The sequence below is a fragment of the Shewanella psychrophila genome (assembly GCF_002005305.1).
GTDB lineage: Bacteria > Pseudomonadota > Gammaproteobacteria > Enterobacterales > Shewanellaceae > Shewanella > Shewanella psychrophila.
Map to the genome: position 1 here is coordinate 84,788 of NZ_CP014782.1, position 20,121 is coordinate 104,908.

Sequence of the window (20,121 nt, forward strand, 5' to 3'; positions counted from 1 at the left end):
AGGCACTTAGATAGAAGACGCTATAAAAGTGCCAGCTTATAAATATAAAAGAAAAGGAATCTATATGTCTGTACCTGACATCAGTGCAGTAAAATCATTTTTACTCGGCCTTCAGCAGCAAATCTGCGAAGGCTTGGAACAGCTTGATGGCAAGGGAGCGTTTAGAGCTGACTCCTGGGAGCGAGAAGAAGGCGGTGGTGGACAGAGCCGAGTACTAACTAAAGGTGCGGTATTCGAGCAAGCCGGAGTAAATTTTTCCCATGTAACAGGCGCAGCTATGCCTGCATCGGCAACGGCCCATCGACCTGAACTTGCAGGACGCAGCTTTGAGGCTATGGGGGTGTCACTGGTCATTCATCCTAATAACCCTTATATACCGACGACACATGCAAATGTGCGTTTTTTTATTGCATCTAAAGAGGGAGCTGATCCGGTTTGGTGGTTCGGCGGGGGATTCGATTTGACTCCTTATTACCCGTTCGAGGAAGATGTTATTGAGTGGCATCAACATTCGAAGTCTTTCTGTGACCCATTTGGTGATGAGGTTTACCCCAAGTATAAGAAGTGGTGTGATGAATACTTCTATTTACCTCACAGAGATGAGACTCGTGGTGTCGGTGGACTCTTTTTCGATGACTTAAACCAACAAGGATTCGATACTAGCTTTGAGTTTATGCAAGCGGTAGGAACTGGCTTCTTAACTGCCTATACACCGATCGTTAAGCGTCGTAAAGATACTGAATATGGTGAGAAGGAACGTGAGTTTCAGCTTTACCGTCGTGGACGCTATGTAGAATTCAATCTTGTGTATGACAGAGGTACCTTGTTCGGACTGCAAACCGGTGGTAGAACCGAGTCTATTTTGATGTCGATGCCGCCCTTAGTCCGTTGGGAGTATATGTACACACCGGAAGCCGGATCACCAGAATCTTTGCTTTATACCGACTTTCTTAAGCCGAGAGACTGGTTGGGTTTGGAAAGTAGATAGTTAACTAGGCGTAACCAATAATCCATGCTTAAGGTTTATTGGTTACGCATATTATCAGCTAATATGCTGATAGCCTGATAAATCACTTCCCTGTGCTGTGGATTTTTAATCTCAATATCTAGTGCCGCCCTCATACAAAGCAGCCATTGATCTCGCATCTCTTCATCTATTTTAACTAATCAATTGCGCCTCGATCCATACTGGGTGAAACTATGGCTAAATCAGAAGCATTTACTCTTGAGAAAAATATGACTGACCGGTATGCCGTTTTTGGAAATCCGATAGCACACAGTAAATCTCCATTAATTCATGGTTTGTTTGCCGCAGAGACTGAACAAGCACTGGAGTATGAGGCCTTGTTGGCTCCTATCGATGGTTTCGAAACAAGCTTGTCGGAGTTTTGGCTAAATGAGGGTAAGGGAGCCAATGTTACCGTCCCTTTTAAAGAGCAAGCATTTAAATTATGCGATGAGTTGAGTGAATTAGCTCAGTTGGCCGGGGCGGTAAACACCTTAACTTTGTTAGAGAATGGTCATGTTCGTGGTGACAATACCGATGGTTTAGGTCTGGTCGCCGATCTCCAGCGTAACTTTGGTAGCTTAGTCGGAAAACAAATTCTTCTTTTGGGGGCTGGTGGGGCGGCAAGAGGCTGTATTCTTCCTATGTTAAATGCCGGGATAGCTGAGCTTTGTATACATAATAGAACCCATGAAAAGGCTATAGTCTTGGCTGAACTGTTTTCTGAATATGGCGACATCAGGGCTGTCGTGGCGAATGAACTGATAGCTTCATTCGATATTATCATCAACTCTACTTCTTCAAGCTTATCTGGTGATGTTCCACAGATCCCTGAGTCAGTTATTGATGGTGAAACGAATTGCTACGATATGATGTATAGCAAGCAGATCACTTCGTTTAATTCCTGGGGTTCATCTTTGGGCGCGAGTAAGGTAGTCGATGGCTTAGGTATGTTAGTAGGCCAGGCTGCGAAGAGTTTTGAGTTATGGCGCGGTGTTAAGCCTAAGGTGGCGCCAGCCTTAGATGCACTAAGAGTAAAGTTGGATGCAGAATGAATCAGAGTGTTTTATTTCCAGACTTGCAAGATTGGGATGACATTAGGCTGCTTGTTATTTTTCCGGCCCAAGTTCAAGGGGCTAATATACAGTGTCGGATAAGCCTATCCAGACTAGCTAAGCTGCATGGTGAGGAGCTGACTGGGGAAACTCAAGTACTCGAAGCCTTTGAAAGATGTCGTTTCGATATAGAAGACTATATCGAAGAGCTCATCGAACAGGAGAAGTTCGATGAAGATGGAGGGGTTAGTTGGTGCTAGTCAGAACTCCCATATTGGTAAAGCCTTTTGCTAAAGGCTTTACCTTCTATTGAAAGATTACTCGCTACCTAGATCGAAGTGACTATCTCTTCATTTAAATATTCATTCTTGAGTCGAACGTAATTATCCGCTGACTGGGGGAGAAACTTAAGTTCTGCTTCGGTCAGGGCACGGATCTGTTTTGCTGGGCTACCTACATATAAATGGCCACTCTTTAATACCTTCCCTGGAGGAACTAAAGATCCCGCTCCTAATATCACATCATCTTCCAATATTGCACCATCCAGTATGATGGCGCCCATACCTACTAAGATTCGATTGCCAACGGTACAACCATGGAGCATAGCCTTGTGTCCTATGGTGACGTCGTCTCCTATTAATAGAGGATGGCCATCGGGATTGGAGGGGGACTTACGTGTCACATGAAGAATGGCACCATCTTGTACATTCGTCCTCTTGCCAATTCTCATGTGGTTTACATCACCGCGTGCAGCAACTAAAGGCCAAATACTAGCATCGGCATCTAAAAATATGTCACCAACGAGTACACAGGCATCGTCCAGGTAGACAGAATCATCGAATTGAGGGCTTACCCCTTTATAGGCTCTTAATGAAACAGGCACTGAAACTCCTTAAATATAGGTTTGAAGCGTAATTAAGCCATTATAATGCTTAAAAAGTAGGAGGTCAGGCTAAATAACATTCAAACGGACAGGGAAAGGGAATTAACTCAATATTAGCCCTTGTGCTCTGGGCTGACATGCCTATAATGCGCATCCACTGACACGGCAAACCAGTCTTCTTAAGCAGTAAGCTAACTAAGACAAGAGCGAGTCAGGGCAACAAGTAAGCGCTTGAAAATTTAATTTTTAAAAGCCCTTGACGCCAACTACGGAGAGTGTAGAATACGCCTCCCTAGCCAAGACGAATAGCCTTGGCCAGTAAGTAAAAGCCTTCGACCTAGCGTCAACGGCGGTGCTACTTAGCACCACGTTCTTTAACAATTCAAAACAAGAAATCTGTGTGGGCACTCACAGGTGTTGAGTTATTCGAAGCCATCTTACTTTGTAAGTGGCAACAAATTTTCTCAATGAACCACTGAGTGACCATAGCAACTTTGATTTCTACTTTCTTACTCTCACGAGCAAGCAAAGTAAATTCAAAGAAGCAAAATATGTAAGCTTCATTGACATTCTCTTTATAGAGAGTGGTTAATGAAAAACAGTATAATTCGTTGAGCCGATGTCATTTTCGAAAGGAAGTGCATCAAAAGAACTTTAATTGAAGAGTTTGATCATGGCTCAGATTGAACGCTGGCGGCAGGCCTAACACATGCAAGTCGAGCGGAAACAGGAAGGTGCTTGCACCTTTGCTGTCGAGCGGCGGACGGGTGAGTAATGCCTAGGGAACTGCCCAGTCGAGGGGGATAACAGTTGGAAACGACTGCTAATACCGCATACGCCCTACGGGGGAAAGGAGGGGACCTTCGGGCCTTTCGCGATTGGATGTACCTAGGTGGGATTAGCTAGTTGGTAAGGTAATGGCTTACCAAGGCAACGATCCCTAGCTGGTCTGAGAGGATGATCAGCCACACTGGAACTGAGACACGGTCCAGACTCCTACGGGAGGCAGCAGTGGGGAATATTGCACAATGGGCGAAAGCCTGATGCAGCCATGCCGCGTGTGTGAAGAAGGCCTTCGGGTTGTAAAGCACTTTCAGCGAGGAGGAAAGGTTGTAGTTTAATAAACTATAGCTGTGACGTTACTCGCAGAAGAAGCACCGGCTAACTTCGTGCCAGCAGCCGCGGTAATACGAGGGGTGCAAGCGTTAATCGGAATTACTGGGCGTAAAGCGTACGCAGGCGGTTTGTTAAGCAAGATGTGAAAGCCCCGGGCTCAACCTGGGAATTGCATTTTGAACTGGCAAACTAGAGTCTTGTAGAGGGGGGTAGAATTTCAGGTGTAGCGGTGAAATGCGTAGAGATCTGAAGGAATACCGGTGGCGAAGGCGGCCCCCTGGACAAAGACTGACGCTCAGGTACGAAAGCGTGGGGAGCAAACAGGATTAGATACCCTGGTAGTCCACGCCGTAAACGATGTCTACTCGGAATTTGGTGTCTTGAACACTGGGTTCTCAAGCTAACGCATTAAGTAGACCGCCTGGGGAGTACGGCCGCAAGGTTAAAACTCAAATGAATTGACGGGGGCCCGCACAAGCGGTGGAGCATGTGGTTTAATTCGATGCAACGCGAAGAACCTTACCTACTCTTGACATCCACAGAACTTTCCAGAGATGGATTGGTGCCTTCGGGAACTGTGAGACAGGTGCTGCATGGCTGTCGTCAGCTCGTGTTGTGAAATGTTGGGTTAAGTCCCGCAACGAGCGCAACCCTTATCCTTATTTGCCAGCACGTAATGGTGGGAACTTTAGGGAGACTGCCGGTGATAAACCGGAGGAAGGTGGGGACGACGTCAAGTCATCATGGCCCTTACGAGTAGGGCTACACACGTGCTACAATGGTCGGTACAGAGGGTCGCAAAGCCGCGAGGTCAAGCTAATCCCACAAAGCCGGTCGTAGTCCGGATCGGAGTCTGCAACTCGACTCCGTGAAGTCGGAATCGCTAGTAATCGTAGATCAGAATGCTACGGTGAATACGTTCCCGGGCCTTGTACACACCGCCCGTCACACCATGGGAGTGGGCTGCACCAGAAGTAGATAGCTTAACCTTTCGGGGAGGGCGTTTACCACGGTGTGGTTCATGACTGGGGTGAAGTCGTAACAAGGTAGCCCTAGGGGAACCTGGGGCTGGATCACCTCCTTACCTATACGACTAACTTAATATTTGTTGAGTGTTCACACAGATAACTTGTTCTTGTTAGAGCGAGAAACGCACCTTTACGGTGTAGTTTGTTCTTTAAAAATTTGGAAAGCTGATAGTGTTAATGCGAAAGGGACTATTGTGAAAGCGACGTCGTAAGATGAAGTGATAGCAGTGGTTAATAGCATTAGCGCGAAAAATAAATAATTGAGTTCTCAAACACTTAAATCAAGTGCCGACTCATTCATTATAGATTCTTGTAAGAAAAGGTCTTTAACGATTGAGTCATGAGTATTCTTTTGGCGAAAGTAAACACCATTAGTTGCGATACAACAAACTTATGTGGGTTGTATGGTTAAGTGACTAAGCGTATACGGTGGATGCCTTGGCAGTCAGAGGCGATGAAGGACGTAGTAACTTGCGAAAAGCGTTGGCGAGCTAGTAACAAGCATTTGAGCTAACGATGTCCGAATGGGGAAACCCACTCACATAAGTGAGTATCACTTCATGAATACATAGTGTAGTGAGGCAAACCCGGGGAACTGAAACATCTAAGTACCCGGAGGAAAAGAAATCAACCGAGATTCCCCTAGTAGCGGCGAGCGAACGGGGATTAGCCCTTAAGTCTATAGGGTGTTAGTGGAATGAGTTGGAAAGCTCAGCGGCACAGGGTGATAGCCCCGTACATGAAAACTAACTATAGATGAAAACGAGTAGGACGGGACACGTGACATCTTGTCTGAACATGGGGGGACCATCCTCCAAGGCTAAATACTCCTGACTGACCGATAGTGAACCAGTACCGTGAGGGAAAGGCGAAAAGAACCCCTGTGAGGGGAGTGAAATAGAACCTGAAACCGTATACGTACAAGCAGTGGGAGCGGTTCTTGAGACCGTGACTGCGTACCTTTTGTATAATGGGTCAGCGACTTACATTTTGTAGCGAGGTTAAGCGAATAGCGGAGCCGTAGGGAAACCGAGTGTTAACTGCGCGTTTAGTTGCAAGGTGTAGACCCGAAACCCGGTGATCTATCCATGGGCAGGTTGAAGGTTGAGTAACATCAACTGGAGGACCGAACCGACTTATGTTGAAAAATGAGCGGATGACTTGTGGATGGGGGTGAAAGGCCAATCAAACCGGGAGATATCTGGTTCTCCTCGAAAGCTATTTAGGTAGCGCCTCGAGCGAATACCATTGGGGGTAGAGCACTGTTAAGGCTAGGGGGTCATCCCGACTTACCAACCCTTTGCAAACTCCGAATACCAATGAGTACTACTCGGGAGACACACGGCGGGTGCTAACGTCCGTCGTGAAAAGGGAAACAACCCAGACCATCAGCTAAGGTCCCAAAGTTATTGCTAAGTGGGAAACGATGTGGGAAGGCTTAGACAGCTAGGAAGTTGGCTTAGAAGCAGCCATCTTTTAAAGAAAGCGTAATAGCTCACTAGTCGAGTCGGCCTGCGCGGAAGATTTAACGGGGCTAAGCAATACACCGAAGCTATGGGTACTAGTGCTTGCACTAGTGCGGTAGAGGAGCGTTCTGTAAGCCGTTGAAGGGAAAGGGGTAACCCATCCTGGAGGTATCAGAAGTGCGAATGCTGACATGAGTAACGATAAAGGGAGTGAAAAACTCCCTCGCCGAAAGACCAAGGTTTCCTGTCCAATGTTAATCAGGGCAGGGTAAGTCGACCCCTAAGGTGAGGCCGAAAGGCGTAATCGATGGGAAACAGGTTAATATTCCTGTACTTCTGCTAACTGCGATGGAGAGACGGAGAAGGCTAGGCTAGCGCGGCGTTGGTTGTCCGCGTTTAAGGTTGTAGGTTGTATTCTTAGGCAAATCCGGGAATACGCATTAAATTGCAAGACTGAGGACTGATGACGAGACCCTAAGGGGTTGAAGTAGTTGATGCCATGCTTCCAGGAAAATCTTCTAAGCTTCAGGTTAGTAGGAATCGTACCCCAAACCGACACAGGTGGTTGGGTAGAGAATACCAAGGCGCTTGAGAGAACTCGGCTGAAGGAACTAGGCAAAATGGTACCGTAACTTCGGGAGAAGGTACGCTGCCGGCGGTGATGGGACTTGCTCCTTAAGCTGCTGGCAGTCGCAGATACCAGGTGGCTGCAACTGTTTATCAAAAACACAGTACTGTGCAAACTCGCAAGAGGAAGTATACGGTATGACGCCTGCCCGGTGCCGGAAGGTTAATTGATTGGGTTATCTTCGGAGAAGCTCATGATCGAAGCCCCGGTAAACGGCGGCCGTAACTATAACGGTCCTAAGGTAGCGAAATTCCTTGTCGGGTAAGTTCCGACCTGCACGAATGGCGTAATGATGGCCACGCTGTCTCCAGCCGAGACTCAGTGAAGTTGAAATTGCGGTGAAGATGCCGTATACCCGCGGCTAGACGGAAAGACCCCGTGCACCTTTACTATAGCTTGGCACTGAACATTGAACCTACATGTGTAGGATAGGTGGGAGACTTTGAAGTTGGGACGCTAGTTCTGATGGAGTCAACCTTGAAATACCACCCTTGTAGTTTTGATGTTCTAACTCTGGCCCCTGAATCGGGGTTGAGGACAGTGCCTGGTGGGTAGTTTGACTGGGGCGGTCTCCTCCCAAAGAGTAACGGAGGAGCACGAAGGTTGGCTAAGTACGGTCGGACATCGTACGGTTAGTGCAATGGCATAAGCCAGCTTAACTGCGAGACATACACGTCGAGCAGGTACGAAAGTAGGTCATAGTGATCCGGTGGTTCTGTATGGAAGGGCCATCGCTCAACGGATAAAAGGTACGCCGGGGATAACAGGCTGATACCGCCCAAGAGTTCATATCGACGGCGGTGTTTGGCACCTCGATGTCGGCTCATCACATCCTGGGGCTGAAGTCGGTCCCAAGGGTATGGCTGTTCGCCATTTAAAGTGGTACGCGAGCTGGGTTCAGAACGTCGTGAGACAGTTCGGTCCCTATCTGCCGTGGGCGTTGGATGATTGAAGGAAGCTGCTCCTAGTACGAGAGGACCGGAGTGGACGAACCGCTGGTGTTCGGGTTGTTATGCCAATAGCATTGCCCGGTAGCTACGTTCGGAATCGATAACCGCTGAAAGCATCTAAGCGGGAAGCGAGTCCTAAGATGAGTCATCCCTAGGAATTTAATTCCTCTAAAGAGCCGTTCGAGACTAGGACGTTGATAGGCAGGGTGTGTAAGCGTTGTGAGGCGTTGAGCTAACCTGTACTAATGACTCGTGAGGCTTAACCATACAACCCAGATGGGTTTGTAGCGTTAATGTTGATTACTTTACAAGCACAAAAGAATACGAACTTGATTTAAGTTGGTCATAAAATGCTTCTGTATTTATGACATAGAGTACATCCGTGTACTAGACCCAATTATTTAACGCTATTTAGACGATTTCTGAATAGCCAGCTTTTCAAATTTACCAAATTAGTCTGGAAACCATAGCATTGTGGCCCCACCTGACCCCATCTCGAACTCAGAAGTGAAACACAATTGCGCCGATGGTAGTGTGGGGTCTCCCCATGTGAGAGTAGGTCATTTCCAGGCGCCTAATTAAGTAGAGAAGCCACCTGAATAAGGTGGCTTTTTTGCGTCTGGGTATTTTTAAATATAGATCCAATTTCCTATATCGAATGTCAATGTAGGCAGGTGGCTTATCCACTTAAGCACGTACGTGCAATGTCACTTTGGTTTATAAAGAGTCGATGTCGTTCGATAAATACTCCTCGGCTCTGGCAATAACATTCTTGTTAAAAGGCCTGTTCGACCTCCATGTCTCTCGTTCAAAAGCCATCATTTCATGATTTTCGCCCTGCTTCGCTCTCGAGAATAGCTCCTGCATTATTCTACCTTCGTCCTTCCTTTCCTATATCTGTGCAAACATTGGCTGACAATGTAATGCTTCTATAAAAGGAGTCATCAAAGCATTTTTGTTTAATCTTTATATTCATCTATAACATTTTAATGGGGAAATAGTGTATCTTGCTAGAGCTTAGCTTGTTAACATTTACGGATTACTAGAAAGTGCTTTCTGGATGCATTTGTCTGTTTTTACTTTAGTTTTAGGTGCTGTCAGGTTTGTTTAAAATCAATCGACCATCTTTGGTCTATGTTGTGCCCATATTCACGTTTATTCTATATCTCTGTTTAATGTCTGCAGAGTTTTTTTATGAGAGTAGTAAAAGTCAGACTGAAGCCCTATCTCAAGTCCAAACGAGAATTGAACAGCATTTGATTCGAATGCAGTATATTGTTGAATCGGCATTGGTGGTTCAGGATACTAGACGTATAGAGCAAGAGATATCTCTGGCCGCTACAGATCTGGATGTCATGGTTTTCACTGTTTTGTATCAGGATAGTGAGATTCGGTTTGCTAATCATCTGGTGTGGCGTGGAAGTCAGGCTAATTATGTCATCGACGGCTATGAGCCGAGTGTTCACAGTAAGGCCACCCAAGCTGATACACTGGCTATTCAGTTTAATCCTGCCCGTCTATCTACTCAGGCTTATCAACCCATCAAAAACGTTACAAGTCTGGAGAAAGACCAAGGCAATATCATCTACCTTGAATATGATGTATCTCCTCTGCTAGCAGAAGTTAAAAAGGCTACTTTTCAGAGGGCTGTTCGTTCCTGGAGTATGAGTCTACTTGGTTTAATTATTTTTCTGATTTTCCTTCATTTTTATCTGATGAGACCCCTGAGGCTTATGGCTCAGCAAGCCAATAAGGCGAATGATGTCGTAAAAAACAATGATCCTTTTCCTAAATGGAAATCTTCTCCTGCTTATGTTGCATTCAGTGAATTAGAGGCGATTAGAAATCACCTTATCAATTTTTCGGATAAGCTTTATCACAGTGAAAGAAAGCTAAAGGACAGTCAGCAAAGGTGGTTATTCGCTATTGAAGTGTCTAGAAATGGCATATGGGATTGGAATTTTGCCACTGGTGAAGTATTTCTTTCCGATCGCTGGAAAGAGATGTTAGGTTACTCTGAAGATGAATTAGCCAGTGAATTGTCAACCTGGGTAGATTTATTACACCCGGAAGATAAGCAAGATGCATTGCTTGCTCTCAACCAATATCTAAATAATGAGCTAGATGAATTTGAAAGTGTTCATCGGCTTCAGCATAAGCTTGGTCATTATATCTGGGTGTTAGATAGAGGCATGATTGTTGAGTGGGATGATAAAGGCAAGGCTACTCGAATGATCGGTACACATGCCGATGTGTCTAGTGACGTGAGAAATAAGCAGGTCATTCTTCATCAGGCAAAACATGATTTGTTAACCGATTTACCTAATCGTAGCAGCCTGCTTGATGCACTTTATTCTCTTAAAGAGAGTAAACAAGAAATTTCAGCGGGTCTGTTCCTTATCGATTTAGATTATTTTAAGATGATAAATGATGCTCTAGGACATCATTACGGTGATAGGTTGTTGATTCAGGTCGCTGCGCGTCTTTCGAGTTTTTTTTCAAATAACTCATTAATAGTCAGATTAGCTGCGGATGAGTTTGTTGTCTTAGCTAAGAATCTGCCTGAAGATCAAAGCTCTGCTAAGCGGAAAATTCATGCGTTGGCGAGTCAAGTGCGCCAGGTTATCGGCCGTAATTTTAACATTAATAATCATAAGTTTAGTGTGTCAGCCAGTGTCGGGGTTTGTTTTATTGATAGTCCAATTAACATCGATCCTGAGCAATTACTAAAACAAGCTGACGTGGCTATGCACCAAGTGAAAGAAAGGGGCAGAGACGGCTACCTGCTTTATAGTGCAGAAATGGAGGAGGTTGCCCAACATAGTTTGTTTATACAAAGTGAGTTACGGGGGGCTATCGCGGCTAATCAACTTTCTTTGGTCTACCAGCCTATAGTTGATTCCAGAGGGCAAGTTGTTTGCGCAGAAGCTCTACTCAGGTGGAACCACCCTCAGATGGGTAATGTTTCCCCTTCGACCTTTATTCCTCTCGCTGAAGGTAGTGGTTTAATTGAAGACTTGGGAGAGTGGGTCCTGTTAGAAGCCTGTGACTTCATTAATAAACTTCATGGCAATGGTGTGCCCTTAGATGCGGTCGCCATAAATGTTAGCGCCAGACAATTTAACCAAGGGGCATTTGCGGAAGATTTGCTGAGGGTAATAGAGAGGCTTGGTGTTAAGTCAAATGCTATCGAATTAGAATTGACCGAGTATGCTTTACTGAGCAATTTAGACGTCGTTAAACAGGCGATGGAGAAGTTAAGGTCGGCTGGAATCTCCATTGCGATAGATGATTTTGGAACTGGATATAGTTCATTAAGTTATTTGCAGAGTATTCCGCTGGCTAGGCTAAAATTGGATGCGATATTTGTTAGTAAGATAGGTGTAAACGAGTCATCAAATGCCATCGTTAAGGCGATCATTGACATGGCTCATGGTCTAAATTTAAAAGTCGTTGCCGAGGGGGTTGAGACCCAAGCACAATATGATTTTTTACTGCAGCAAAGATGTGATTTATTCCAAGGTTATCTCTTCTCTAGACCATTAAAGGAAGCTGACTTTGTTAATTATATCGAATCAGTTCCTGTCAAAGGGCTTAAGTCTGTGAGTTAATATTAATTGTATTAACTCACAGATTTAGAAAAAGAAGAAATAGCTCATAAGAGCGAATGAGAAAAGGGCTCCAGATATTACAGGGTAAATTAAGTAACTATCTCCTGAACGACGCGCGCGGCGGATGCATAGGTTGACCAGAATCAGATTAAATACTGCTAGCATTAGAGATGCCATTGCACCGTGTCTGAATGGCATGTGTCTGATTTCCGTAGAAACGTAGAGCAATATAAACCAGTCGAGCAAAATGAGGTAGAGGAAGATTTTTTGTAGACCGTCCGGTCCTTTGCGCTTGTTGGGGCGTGTCATTGAAACCTCTTAAACAAAATCATGATCCGTTATGCATGTTTAATTGAGCTAGATATCTACAGACTTGTATGTGTTGTGTGGCGTGATGATATTGAGCATAGTGATAATCTCATTTTCATCCTGAGTAACCCAGGTCGCGCCGACAAAGTGGAGTCTGCTATTGATTGGCCAGCTTCTTGCCACTCGAATTTTTAATTGAGAGTCTAGATATTCGATATGTATCTCTTGAGCGGACGACAAAGGAACTGTAGTCAAGAGCCCTAAACCTCCCAGGCCTATGTCCTTTATATTGGCCACACCTAACTTATGCTTTCGCCACCAACTTTTACGGATCAGATCTACTGTGACTCCATCGCAAGCCAGAGTCAGACATTCTTCCTCATTGGCTCTTAGGCTCAATCGAGTGTGAAGCCTAAGATTACTATCTGACTCTTTTGGCTGTTGTTTTTTGTCTGCGGGAATAAACTCTTCAAACAGCATCATTCGGTTGTCCACTGCTCAGGGTAACGTGTTCTGGGTCGATTGTCCTCGGCAGCCTTTTTAGCTTGGCTCAGGTTTGAGTCTGTGTCTGGCACTTTTTTAGTTAGTCCTGCCATCTCTCTTATTTGTGATTCAGCTGCACTGGTCAACACCAGCATTTCGATACGTCTATTAGCTGCGGCAGCAGGGTCATCATTGATATACGGCACTTGATCGGCCATCCCTGTAACCTGAATGACCTGATCGCGCTTTACACCACCATATTCCAGGACTCGTCTGGCTAATAGTGCCCGCTTGCTGGAAAGCTCCCAGTTAGTGAAAGTTTTTCCTGCGTAGGGAGTAGAGTCTGTGTGACCGGATATACTGATTTTATTTTCAACTTTTCCCAGAAGAGGACCTAAAGCTAGAAGGAGATCTTCAAAGTAAGGTGTCATGTTTGAGCTTCCCCGGGTAAACATAAACTGATGGACATTGTCGTGGATCAGAATTCTTATGCCTTGAGGTACGATTTTGATCTCAACATTGGCACTTAAATTTACTTGGGTGATGACTTCATTAACCTCTCTGGCTAAAAATTCCAGCTGAGACTGAGTCTCAAATTGTCCTGGCACTAAGGAGTTAAGCTCTGGGCCTCGACCTGCCTTGGGGTTACTTTCGCCTGCAGGAATATGGTTATGCATGGCTTGGCCGGCTCTTTCGACCCCAGTCCCCGTTGCCGGAATTATGGCTTGTTGTAGAGCGACAGAACCTTGTAAATCGATCATTGAAGGAGATTGGCTCAGATCGAAAGGATTTATAGAGCCATCAGAAAACATATCGCCTTTTAGATATTGAACAATCAATGTTCGCTCTTGCTGGTCGGCGATTTGTAAAATCCACAGCACCATAAACAGCGCCATCATGGCTAAGGTGAAGTCTGCAAATGCAACTTTCCACGCGCCGCCATGTGAGCCTTTTGACTTTGTTCGCTTGCGGCGCTTGATGATAATTGGCTCGTTCTTTATTGCCATTAGCTTTTCTGCTCCACCATCCAACGTTCTAGCTCTACAAAGCTAGGTCTGTTTTCACTCTGTATCTGTTTTCTACCCGCATCAATGGCTAGCATGGGAGGCTTACCTTTGGAAAATGAGGTTAGTATTGCAGCGACACAGCGAAGTTGTGCTGATTTTCTATCGACTAAGTGCTCTAACGCCTTAGAAGCGGGTTCAAACAAACAGTAACAAGCAAAAATACCGATGAAAGTGCCGACGAGTGCCGCTGCTACCTTGACGCCAATCATAGTAATTGGACCATCTATGCTGGACATGGTGATAATGATGCCCATGACTGCGGCAAGAATACCAAACCCAGGCATAGCTTCGGCAACTCTAGCCAGTGCATGGGAAGGGCGTAACCTGTCTTCCTCAATTCGGTAAATCTCTTCTTCCAAAATATGTTCAAGATCGTGTGGTGAAATCTTGCCTATAGATTGCAGACGCAGGTTATCGATAAGAAATTGCAGCACATTCGGGTGCTCTAACACTGTGGGATACATTAGAAATAATGAGCTTTCTCTAGGCTTTTCTACATGTTCATCCAGCACTTTCATCCCTTGAGACTGGATCTGGCTCATTAGCATCCCCATTAAACCAAATAGTTGAGGATAGAGTTCCGGATCTTCTTTTTCTACAGATATTAGTTCCTTTAACTGTGAAACCATATCTATCAGTACGGGTCTAGGGTTAGCAATAATAAGAGCACCAGCACCAGCACCAAAGATGATAAGTATTTCTGCTGGTTGCCAGAGGGAACTCAGATTTCCACCTGCCCAAACATAGCCTCCAAATACCGAAAATAAAATAATCGCTAAACCTAATATCTTACTCATGTTCTCTTACCTGCCTCTACCGCTCCCAAAGTTGGTAAATCTCCTTAAGATGCTTCACCGCCTGTTTATGTAGCTGGCAGATCCGCGTCTCAGTCAATCCTAAGGTCCCGGCAATTTCTTTTAAATTGAGTTCATGTTGATAATAAAGCGACAGGATCACCTGTTCTCTTTTACTTAATTTAGATATTGCCTTTTTTAATGTTTGTTTGGATGAAAACTGCTCAATCACATTAGCCTTATCGGCGAAATGGCTGCCCGCACTTAGCATGTCATCTAAGCTTTTCATGGACTCAGATTGAGAGGCATAGAGACGTTCTCTATATTGGTCTCTGCTTATCCCCATCGAATCAGAGACTTCTATATCTGTCGGATCACGCCCCAGCATGCGGGTGAGTTTACGCACAGCGTCATTAAGCTCGTGAGCTTGTTGTCTAACGGGCCTAGGACGCCAGTCCTGGCGTCTAAGCTCATCAAGAATTGCACCGCGAATTCGCTGTCCAGCAAATGATAAGAAGCCATTGTCAAACTCTCCGGGGTAGCGTCTCGAGGATTCGAGTAGAGCCATCATGCCAATCTGTTCCATATCCTCGACAGCAAGTACGGCTCCGCAGTGGCTTCTAAGCTGAGAGACTGATCGCTTTACCAAAGGTAAATACTGCTTCATCACCTGGCTTTCACTGAGTCTGTTTACTGTCTTTTCTTCACTGGTCTCTTGGTATGCGAGTTGAGCAGAGTTCATGATGTCATTCCCTATTGTATAACCATGCGAGTAAATAGGACTTCATCGATCTCTATCTCATACTTATTCTCTGTCAATACGTTGGAGAGTAGGACAAGAGCTTCTCGTTGAAGGTTTTCCAGTTGTTTAGAGTCATTGAGCTGATTGAAGTGCTTGCGAGAGAACATCTTCATTAGTGAGTTTCTTACTAATGGATCCGCTTCTTTAAGAATTCTACTTACATTGGTCGAACGGCTTTTTAGCGCCATTTCAAGTAAGAGGTAGTGAGGTAAATTATCACCAGGCACAGAGATAACAAATCTATCTAAGGGATAGAATTTTGCTTTGTTGGCTTCTTCATCTTGTGTGACAAATGGACCACCGATAATACTTGGTGATTGCCAACCGACCCAAAATATAGTGGTACTCCAAAGGATAATGAGTAGTGAAAAAGACAGTTTTTTGCTTACGCTTGTTTTACCAAAAGCCATTAAATTACTCCTAGTTAGGCTAATAAATCGATTTGATTATTTTGCTGATCTTGTTGTTCGGTCTCAGGTTCAATAAGATCAACTTGAGAATTGGAAATGTTTATTGCATGCCTCTCATCCTGTTGCTCACGTTTGTCGCCCTGACTGATATCCAGATCTATCAGGCCTCCATGATCCATCGCTAGTTCTTCTCTTAATCGATCCAACCCCATTAATAGTGAATCTCTCACTGAAGCGTTAGCTGCATGCATTTGAATGTATAAGCGGTCACCATCGAGGCGGATGTTGAGTTCTACTTTTCCAAGTGAAGGGGGATCTAACCTAATCTCCGCCTGTTTAATTTTCTGATCGATCTGGAATCTAAGCTGTTCTCTCAAGGGGGTTAGCATCTCTTGAGCTTGCATCGCCAGAGGTGCATTGGTTGTAACGGGTACAGGTCCCCACTGGCTAACCGCTGCATGAGTTCGGTTGGCAGTGGCGATGGTCAAATGGTTTGTTTCGCCCTCAGTAATCTGCGCCGTAGCCTGAATAAGCTGGCTAGTAACCAAGTTAGCCTGCAGGCTTGCCTCACCTTTTTGAGTTTTTATTACTTGGTTCATATTAGGTATTGGCAAAGACAGCTGTTGTGTTTGGGGTTGTGTAGCCCCTTTCTCAAGTTTCTCTGGTTGTAACTGCTCACTCTGACTTGTTGGCGGAGTGTGAGTGGGATTAGAAGATACGTTCAGTGGTTTATCAGGAACCCCTTCTCTGGATACGATAGACTGAAACTGAGTCGATTTTTCTAATTTACTGGTTAGCTGTTCTGCATCCTGAGTTAGATTTGCCAAGGAGCTACCACTAACCTTTGTCCTCTCTTGAGCTATATCACTATAGATAGAGCTTAAGCTTGTATTGCCGCTGAGCTTCTCTAACTGAGACAGGCTGGCTGAGGCATATATGGCAAATTCAGTGGACTCTGTGGAGAAAAGCTCTTCGTTAGCATCTGAAATATCACCTGTTAATTTCTCTGAATTATTTCTAGGTGAATGTAGATTAATTGAATTAGATATCATCACGATCTCCACTCAGGCTAGTGAGTTGATAAGCTGCGATGCCATCTTGTTGGCTTTGGAACTGTTTCATCTCAACTTCCAACTTATCCTTCTCCTTTTTGAGCTGAGCCAATATGGCGGCATGGGTCTTTGCAAGTGCTTGTCTGGCAGTAAATTGAGGGCGTGTTTTAGCTTTACCCTCTCTCTGGAGCGCTTTGATCATGACTTCATTGATCATCACGACCTTGTCCCAATCCTTTGACTTTGAGTGCTTATTCAAAGCCGTTTCAAACTGGCCCCACTGCTCAATTGAGATTGGTCCAACCTTCTCTGACATCGCTAATTACCTTTATTATGGGATCTAATTTTTCCGAGCTGTTTTCGACACTGGCGGAGACGAGTTGGCGGCTGCAGTACTCATAAAGGCGGTTAAGGCTGGTTGCTACTTCACCGCCATTCTCAAGATCCAACATGGAATCGAGACCATGCACTATGTTGAGGCACTTATTGACGCTCTTCCCTTTATCTTCGAAGCTTCTTCGCTCCATAAAGCCTCGGGTGCGTTCCATCTCCTCGAGTAGTCCGTCGAGTAACATGCGCACCATTTCATGGGGGTTTGCAGCTGCAGCTCTGGCATCGAGAGTGGTCTGTTTATAAGCGCTGAAGGGATCATGCTCATTCAACATAGTGTTTGGTTTCCTTAGTTAAAACAGCCCGCTGGCTGAACTCATTTTCATAATATTGGCTTCCATTGCAGTAAACTGGGCCAGGTAAACCTGATACCTTTGCTGCATGTGGTAGTCATGGCGTTCCATATTGTCCTCAATGCGAGACACCTGCTTATCCAGGTTGCCTTGCTTAAGATCCAGGTAACCATCGGATTTTGTGAAAGGGTCGATTATGTCGTCGAGTCGACTGACGTAACCTTTGTCATCAGTGAACATGGCCTTAACGGCCGAGGGATCACTCTTTAGGGCTTCCGAAAGCTTGTCGTCGTCGATCTTGAGCTTGCCGTCACGGGTCATCTCGATGCCGATATCCGATAGACGCATTCCATTTGGCGACGCTACGAATGCCGCTTGCCTCATGTTATTTTGCAGCATGCGTACACTGGAGTCGCCTTTTAAGACGCCGAGTTGATCTTCAGTTATCGAGCTATTGCCGGACGATGAGTCGTCATCATCATCGTCATCGTCATCGTCTTTTTTCTTATCATTGATTTCATCGGCCACTTCACTGCCCATGGTGCGAGTGAGCTTATTGACCTGATCCATCAATAGATTAAAAGCGTCGACAAAATCTTTTACCGCCTGCTCACTGGACTCAAAGTCTGTGCCTACAGTGATAATGCTCGGTTGCCCTGATTCGTGGACTTTTTTGAGCTCTACGGTCATGCCATCGATGACATTTTCAAGGTAATTACTGCTGCTTTTAATTTCGATGCCATTGAGCTCTGCTAATGCATCTTGAGCTTTGCGGCGCTCGGTCATACCAAAGTCAGTACCGTTATCAAGCACGGTTATCTCACTTGCTGTTCCCGTTTCTGTAGAGGTCAGCATAAACTCAACACTGCCACCAGTGCGTACCAGGGATGCCTGTACACCAGGGTTATCCGCGTGGTTATTGATATGGTCTCTGAATTGACTGATGGTGATACTGCCATCACCATTGATTGCGCCCATATCTAAGGTGAGTGTTTCGCCTGCAATCTCTATGGTGAAGTCACCACTAGTAGGCAGGCCGGTGGCGTCTTCACTGGCAAAGTTTTTTGTTAGTTGATGAGCCTGAGCAAGTTGTTTTACTAATAATTCATAGTTACCTTCTGGCGCATCTGAGCCCACGGTAACGGAGGCATTATCATCACTGACAGATACCGTTTTTTCATCGAAGGCATCGCTATCGATCTTATCCAGCTTACTGGTCATGCTATTTAAGCTTTTTTCCAGCACGCTGTAGGCATCAAGCTGGGCTTGATAACGATCCATTTGATTTTTATAGAGCTGATCTTTACCCATACGTTCGGCCATAATTATCTGTTCGGCGAACTGGGCGGCACTCATACCTGATATCATTGTGACTCCTCCTGTTAAAGGGGTATGGCAATCTTTATGCCAAAAGTTAAGTTGTTAATTTTCAACATGTTAGCTTTTACTCTTGATTCATCTAATCTAAAAGTTTTCCGAAAATGGAATGATTGAAGGAAGCAAGGCTTCCGCTTTAACTTGCTGACCGTTAGGCATTCGCTAAATAAATAAAGCGACGCTAGTTCAAAGAGATGAAGTGTAAGATGGATAGATTGAACAATTCTTTGTGACTAACGAAACACTGAATGCAGTTAGCAGAGAAAAATAAATGAAAAGGAGCCGTTAGGCTCCTTTTTGATGTTTGATAAATCGATACTCTATGTTGAAGAGTAAGGTTTAACGAAGAGCAGGGTTTATAGCAGACCCATAACCAAACCAGTGTTCTGGTTGGCAGAAGATAGGATGCTAGTACCGGCTTGAACAAGTAGCTGGTTCTTAGTCATGTTGGCAGTTTCAACGGCGAAATCTGTGTCCATGATACGGCCAGCAGCGGACTTAGTGTTTTCAGTGATGTTAGATAGGTTAGATGATGTATGACCTAGGCGGTTGATGTTAGCACCAAGAGTTGAGCGATCTTCTCCAACGGCATCAGTGAAAGATTTTACTGCTGTGATAGCATCTGTTGGGTCGTCTGCACCAGGTACAGCAGGTGTACCTGGTACAGCAGGTGTACCACCCCAATCAACATCTGCTACTGCGTAACCACCGTTGATCTTAACGTCTAGCTGCTCAGTGGCACCGGCACCAATCTGGAACTTAACACCTGTACCCGAAGTAAGTGCACCGGTGGCTGTGTCAAAAAGGTTATTACCGGCAAACTCAGTGTTGTCGACGATACGAGTTATTTCAGAGTTTAGCGCGTTGTACTCAGACTCAAGCGCTGCAAGATCTTGTTGTGAGTTCACGCCATTAGCCGCTTGTGTTGCAAGCTCTTGCTGACGATTAGCGATAGTTGTTAGCTCGTCCAGTGCACCATCGGCTGTTTGTAGCATAGAGGTAGCGTCTGAAATGTTACGGTTAGCCGTTTCCATACCGGTAACGTTAGAGTTCAAGCGATTAGCGATCTGCAGGCCTGCAGCATCATCGGCTGCGCTGTTGATGCGAAGACCAGTAGATAGGCGCTCCATAGAAGTGGTAAGTAAGCTGTTATTTTTGTTTACAGCATTTTGAGCGACGTTAGAAGCATAGTTAGTATGAACAGATAACATGGTTAATTCTCCAAGTATTTTTAGTGTTATTCAGCTTCCGTTCCAGCTAAGCACTAAAGCGTGTTTAGCTAGGAGAGAACAAAAGTTAAATAATTCGTTGTGTCTCATATTTGTTAAAACGACGCCCTGATTTGAAACTGAACTCTCGGATAGAAAAATAGTTAAAAATAATAAATGCAAAAAGCAGAAG

15 protein-coding genes, 3 rRNA genes and 1 pseudogene are annotated in these 20,121 nt (G+C 45.0%); 7 read left to right on the top strand and 12 right to left on the bottom strand.

The features are described from left to right. Positions 1-64: 64 nt before the first annotated feature. Positions 65-988, top strand: a complete 924-nt coding sequence (gene hemF, locus sps_RS00400) for an oxygen-dependent coproporphyrinogen oxidase (RefSeq protein ID WP_077750668.1) — start codon at positions 65-67, stop codon at positions 986-988. A gap of 35 nt (positions 989-1,023) precedes the next feature. Here hemF and sps_RS00405 read toward each other — a convergent pair. Then, positions 1,024-1,164, bottom strand: a pseudogene (locus tag sps_RS00405) (globin domain-containing protein); the annotation flags it as partial. Between the two features lie 72 nt (positions 1,165-1,236). Here sps_RS00405 and aroE point away from each other — a divergent pair. Beyond that, the gene (aroE, locus tag sps_RS00410; RefSeq protein ID WP_077755500.1) at positions 1,237-2,061 is read left to right on the top strand and encodes a shikimate dehydrogenase; all 825 of its coding nucleotides are present in this window, start codon (positions 1,237-1,239) and stop codon (positions 2,059-2,061) included. Beyond that, positions 2,058-2,321, top strand: coding sequence for a DUF1488 family protein (locus sps_RS00415; RefSeq protein ID WP_077750669.1), 264 nt, complete (start codon positions 2,058-2,060; stop codon positions 2,319-2,321). The genes aroE and sps_RS00415 overlap by 4 nt, the downstream gene beginning before the upstream one ends. 68 nt (positions 2,322-2,389) lie before the next feature. Here the strand turns inward: sps_RS00415 and sps_RS00420 are convergent, their stop codons facing one another. Beyond that, positions 2,390-2,944, bottom strand: a complete 555-nt coding sequence (locus tag sps_RS00420; RefSeq protein WP_077750670.1) for a gamma carbonic anhydrase family protein — start codon at positions 2,942-2,944, stop codon at positions 2,390-2,392. 655 nt (positions 2,945-3,599) lie between these two features. On the opposite strand from sps_RS00420, the gene sps_RS00425 reads away from it, so the two are divergent. The 4 genes from sps_RS00425 to sps_RS00440 all read left to right on the top strand — a co-directional run bounded on the left by sps_RS00425 (position 3,600) and on the right by sps_RS00440 (position 11,743). Continuing rightward, positions 3,600-5,144, top strand: a 16S ribosomal RNA gene (locus sps_RS00425). Between the two features lie 350 nt (positions 5,145-5,494). Continuing rightward, positions 5,495-8,399 (top strand): 23S ribosomal RNA (locus tag sps_RS00430). 189 nt (positions 8,400-8,588) lie between these two features. Continuing rightward, a 5S ribosomal RNA gene (gene rrf / locus sps_RS00435) occupies positions 8,589-8,704 on the top strand. The 16S, 23S and 5S rRNA genes sit together here, the layout of an rRNA operon. Positions 8,705-9,397: 693 nt before the next feature. After that, complete coding sequence (locus sps_RS00440) at positions 9,398-11,743, top strand: putative bifunctional diguanylate cyclase/phosphodiesterase (RefSeq protein WP_237157966.1); 2,346 nt, start codon at positions 9,398-9,400, stop codon at positions 11,741-11,743. Between the two features lie 357 nt (positions 11,744-12,100). Here the strand turns inward: sps_RS00440 and sps_RS00450 are convergent, their stop codons facing one another. The 10 genes from sps_RS00450 to sps_RS00495 all read right to left on the bottom strand — a co-directional run bounded on the left by sps_RS00450 (position 12,101) and on the right by sps_RS00495 (position 19,931). Further along, on the bottom strand, positions 12,101-12,535 hold the full coding sequence (locus sps_RS00450; RefSeq protein ID WP_077750673.1) for a hypothetical protein: 435 nt from the start codon (positions 12,533-12,535) through the stop codon (positions 12,101-12,103). Beyond that, a complete protein-coding gene (locus tag sps_RS00455; protein WP_077750674.1) occupies positions 12,532-13,542 on the bottom strand; it encodes a flagellar motor protein MotB in 1,011 nt (336 codons plus the stop codon). The genes sps_RS00450 and sps_RS00455 overlap by 4 nt, the downstream gene beginning before the upstream one ends. Continuing rightward, positions 13,542-14,399, bottom strand: coding sequence for a flagellar motor stator protein MotA (gene motA / locus sps_RS00460; protein WP_077750675.1), 858 nt, complete (start codon positions 14,397-14,399; stop codon positions 13,542-13,544). Before motA ends, sps_RS00455 begins: the two co-directional genes overlap by 1 nt. Positions 14,400-14,415: 16 nt before the next feature. Next, positions 14,416-15,138 carry an RNA polymerase sigma factor FliA gene (locus sps_RS00465; protein WP_077750676.1) on the bottom strand — a complete coding sequence of 241 codons (723 nt, stop codon included), beginning with the start codon at positions 15,136-15,138 and terminating at the stop codon, positions 14,416-14,418. Between the two features lie 11 nt (positions 15,139-15,149). Then, positions 15,150-15,608, bottom strand: coding sequence for a flagellar basal body-associated FliL family protein (locus tag sps_RS00470; RefSeq protein ID WP_077750677.1), 459 nt, complete (start codon positions 15,606-15,608; stop codon positions 15,150-15,152). A 14-nt stretch (positions 15,609-15,622) separates the two neighbouring features. Then, the gene (locus sps_RS00475) at positions 15,623-16,660 is read right to left on the bottom strand and encodes a flagellar hook-length control protein FliK (RefSeq protein WP_077750678.1); all 1,038 of its coding nucleotides are present in this window, start codon (positions 16,658-16,660) and stop codon (positions 15,623-15,625) included. Beyond that, entirely contained in the window at positions 16,650-16,976 is a 327-nt protein-coding gene (locus sps_RS00480; protein ID WP_077750679.1) for a hypothetical protein, read from the bottom strand. Before sps_RS00480 ends, sps_RS00475 begins: the two co-directional genes overlap by 11 nt. Further along, positions 16,945-17,325: a flagellar export chaperone FliS gene (fliS, locus tag sps_RS00485; RefSeq protein WP_077750680.1), complete on the bottom strand. Its 381-nt coding sequence runs from the start codon at positions 17,323-17,325 to the stop codon at positions 16,945-16,947. Before fliS ends, sps_RS00480 begins: the two co-directional genes overlap by 32 nt. 18 nt (positions 17,326-17,343) lie before the next feature. Continuing rightward, complete coding sequence (gene fliD / locus sps_RS00490) at positions 17,344-18,711, bottom strand: flagellar filament capping protein FliD (protein ID WP_077750681.1); 1,368 nt, start codon at positions 18,709-18,711, stop codon at positions 17,344-17,346. A gap of 365 nt (positions 18,712-19,076) precedes the next feature. Further along, positions 19,077-19,931, bottom strand: a complete 855-nt coding sequence (locus sps_RS00495; protein WP_077750682.1) for a flagellin N-terminal helical domain-containing protein — start codon at positions 19,929-19,931, stop codon at positions 19,077-19,079. Between the last annotated feature and the right edge of the window lie 190 nt (positions 19,932-20,121).

Bases quoted from the DNA above. Each gene is read 5' to 3' on its own strand.
- hemF (WP_077750668.1), top strand. From the start codon at position 65: ATGTCTGTACCTGACATCAGTGCAGTAAAATCATTTTTACTCGGCCTT.
- aroE (WP_077755500.1), top strand. From the start codon at position 1,237: ATGACTGACCGGTATGCCGTTTTTGGAAATCCGATAGCACACAGTAAA.
- sps_RS00415 (WP_077750669.1), top strand. From the start codon at position 2,058: ATGAATCAGAGTGTTTTATTTCCAGACTTGCAAGATTGGGATGACATT.
- sps_RS00440 (WP_237157966.1), top strand. From the start codon at position 9,398: ATGCAGTATATTGTTGAATCGGCATTGGTGGTTCAGGATACTAGACGT.
- sps_RS00450 (WP_077750673.1), bottom strand. From the start codon at position 12,535: ATGATGCTGTTTGAAGAGTTTATTCCCGCAGACAAAAAACAACAGCCA.
- sps_RS00455 (WP_077750674.1), bottom strand. From the start codon at position 13,542: ATGGCAATAAAGAACGAGCCAATTATCATCAAGCGCCGCAAGCGAACA.
- motA (WP_077750675.1), bottom strand. From the start codon at position 14,399: ATGAGTAAGATATTAGGTTTAGCGATTATTTTATTTTCGGTATTTGGA.
- sps_RS00465 (WP_077750676.1), bottom strand. From the start codon at position 15,138: ATGAACTCTGCTCAACTCGCATACCAAGAGACCAGTGAAGAAAAGACA.
- sps_RS00470 (WP_077750677.1), bottom strand. From the start codon at position 15,608: ATGGCTTTTGGTAAAACAAGCGTAAGCAAAAAACTGTCTTTTTCACTA.
- sps_RS00475 (WP_077750678.1), bottom strand. From the start codon at position 16,660: ATGATATCTAATTCAATTAATCTACATTCACCTAGAAATAATTCAGAG.
- sps_RS00480 (WP_077750679.1), bottom strand. From the start codon at position 16,976: ATGTCAGAGAAGGTTGGACCAATCTCAATTGAGCAGTGGGGCCAGTTT.
- fliS (WP_077750680.1), bottom strand. From the start codon at position 17,325: ATGTTGAATGAGCATGATCCCTTCAGCGCTTATAAACAGACCACTCTC.
- fliD (WP_077750681.1), bottom strand. From the start codon at position 18,711: ATGATATCAGGTATGAGTGCCGCCCAGTTCGCCGAACAGATAATTATG.
- sps_RS00495 (WP_077750682.1), bottom strand. From the start codon at position 19,931: ATGTTATCTGTTCATACTAACTATGCTTCTAACGTCGCTCAAAATGCT.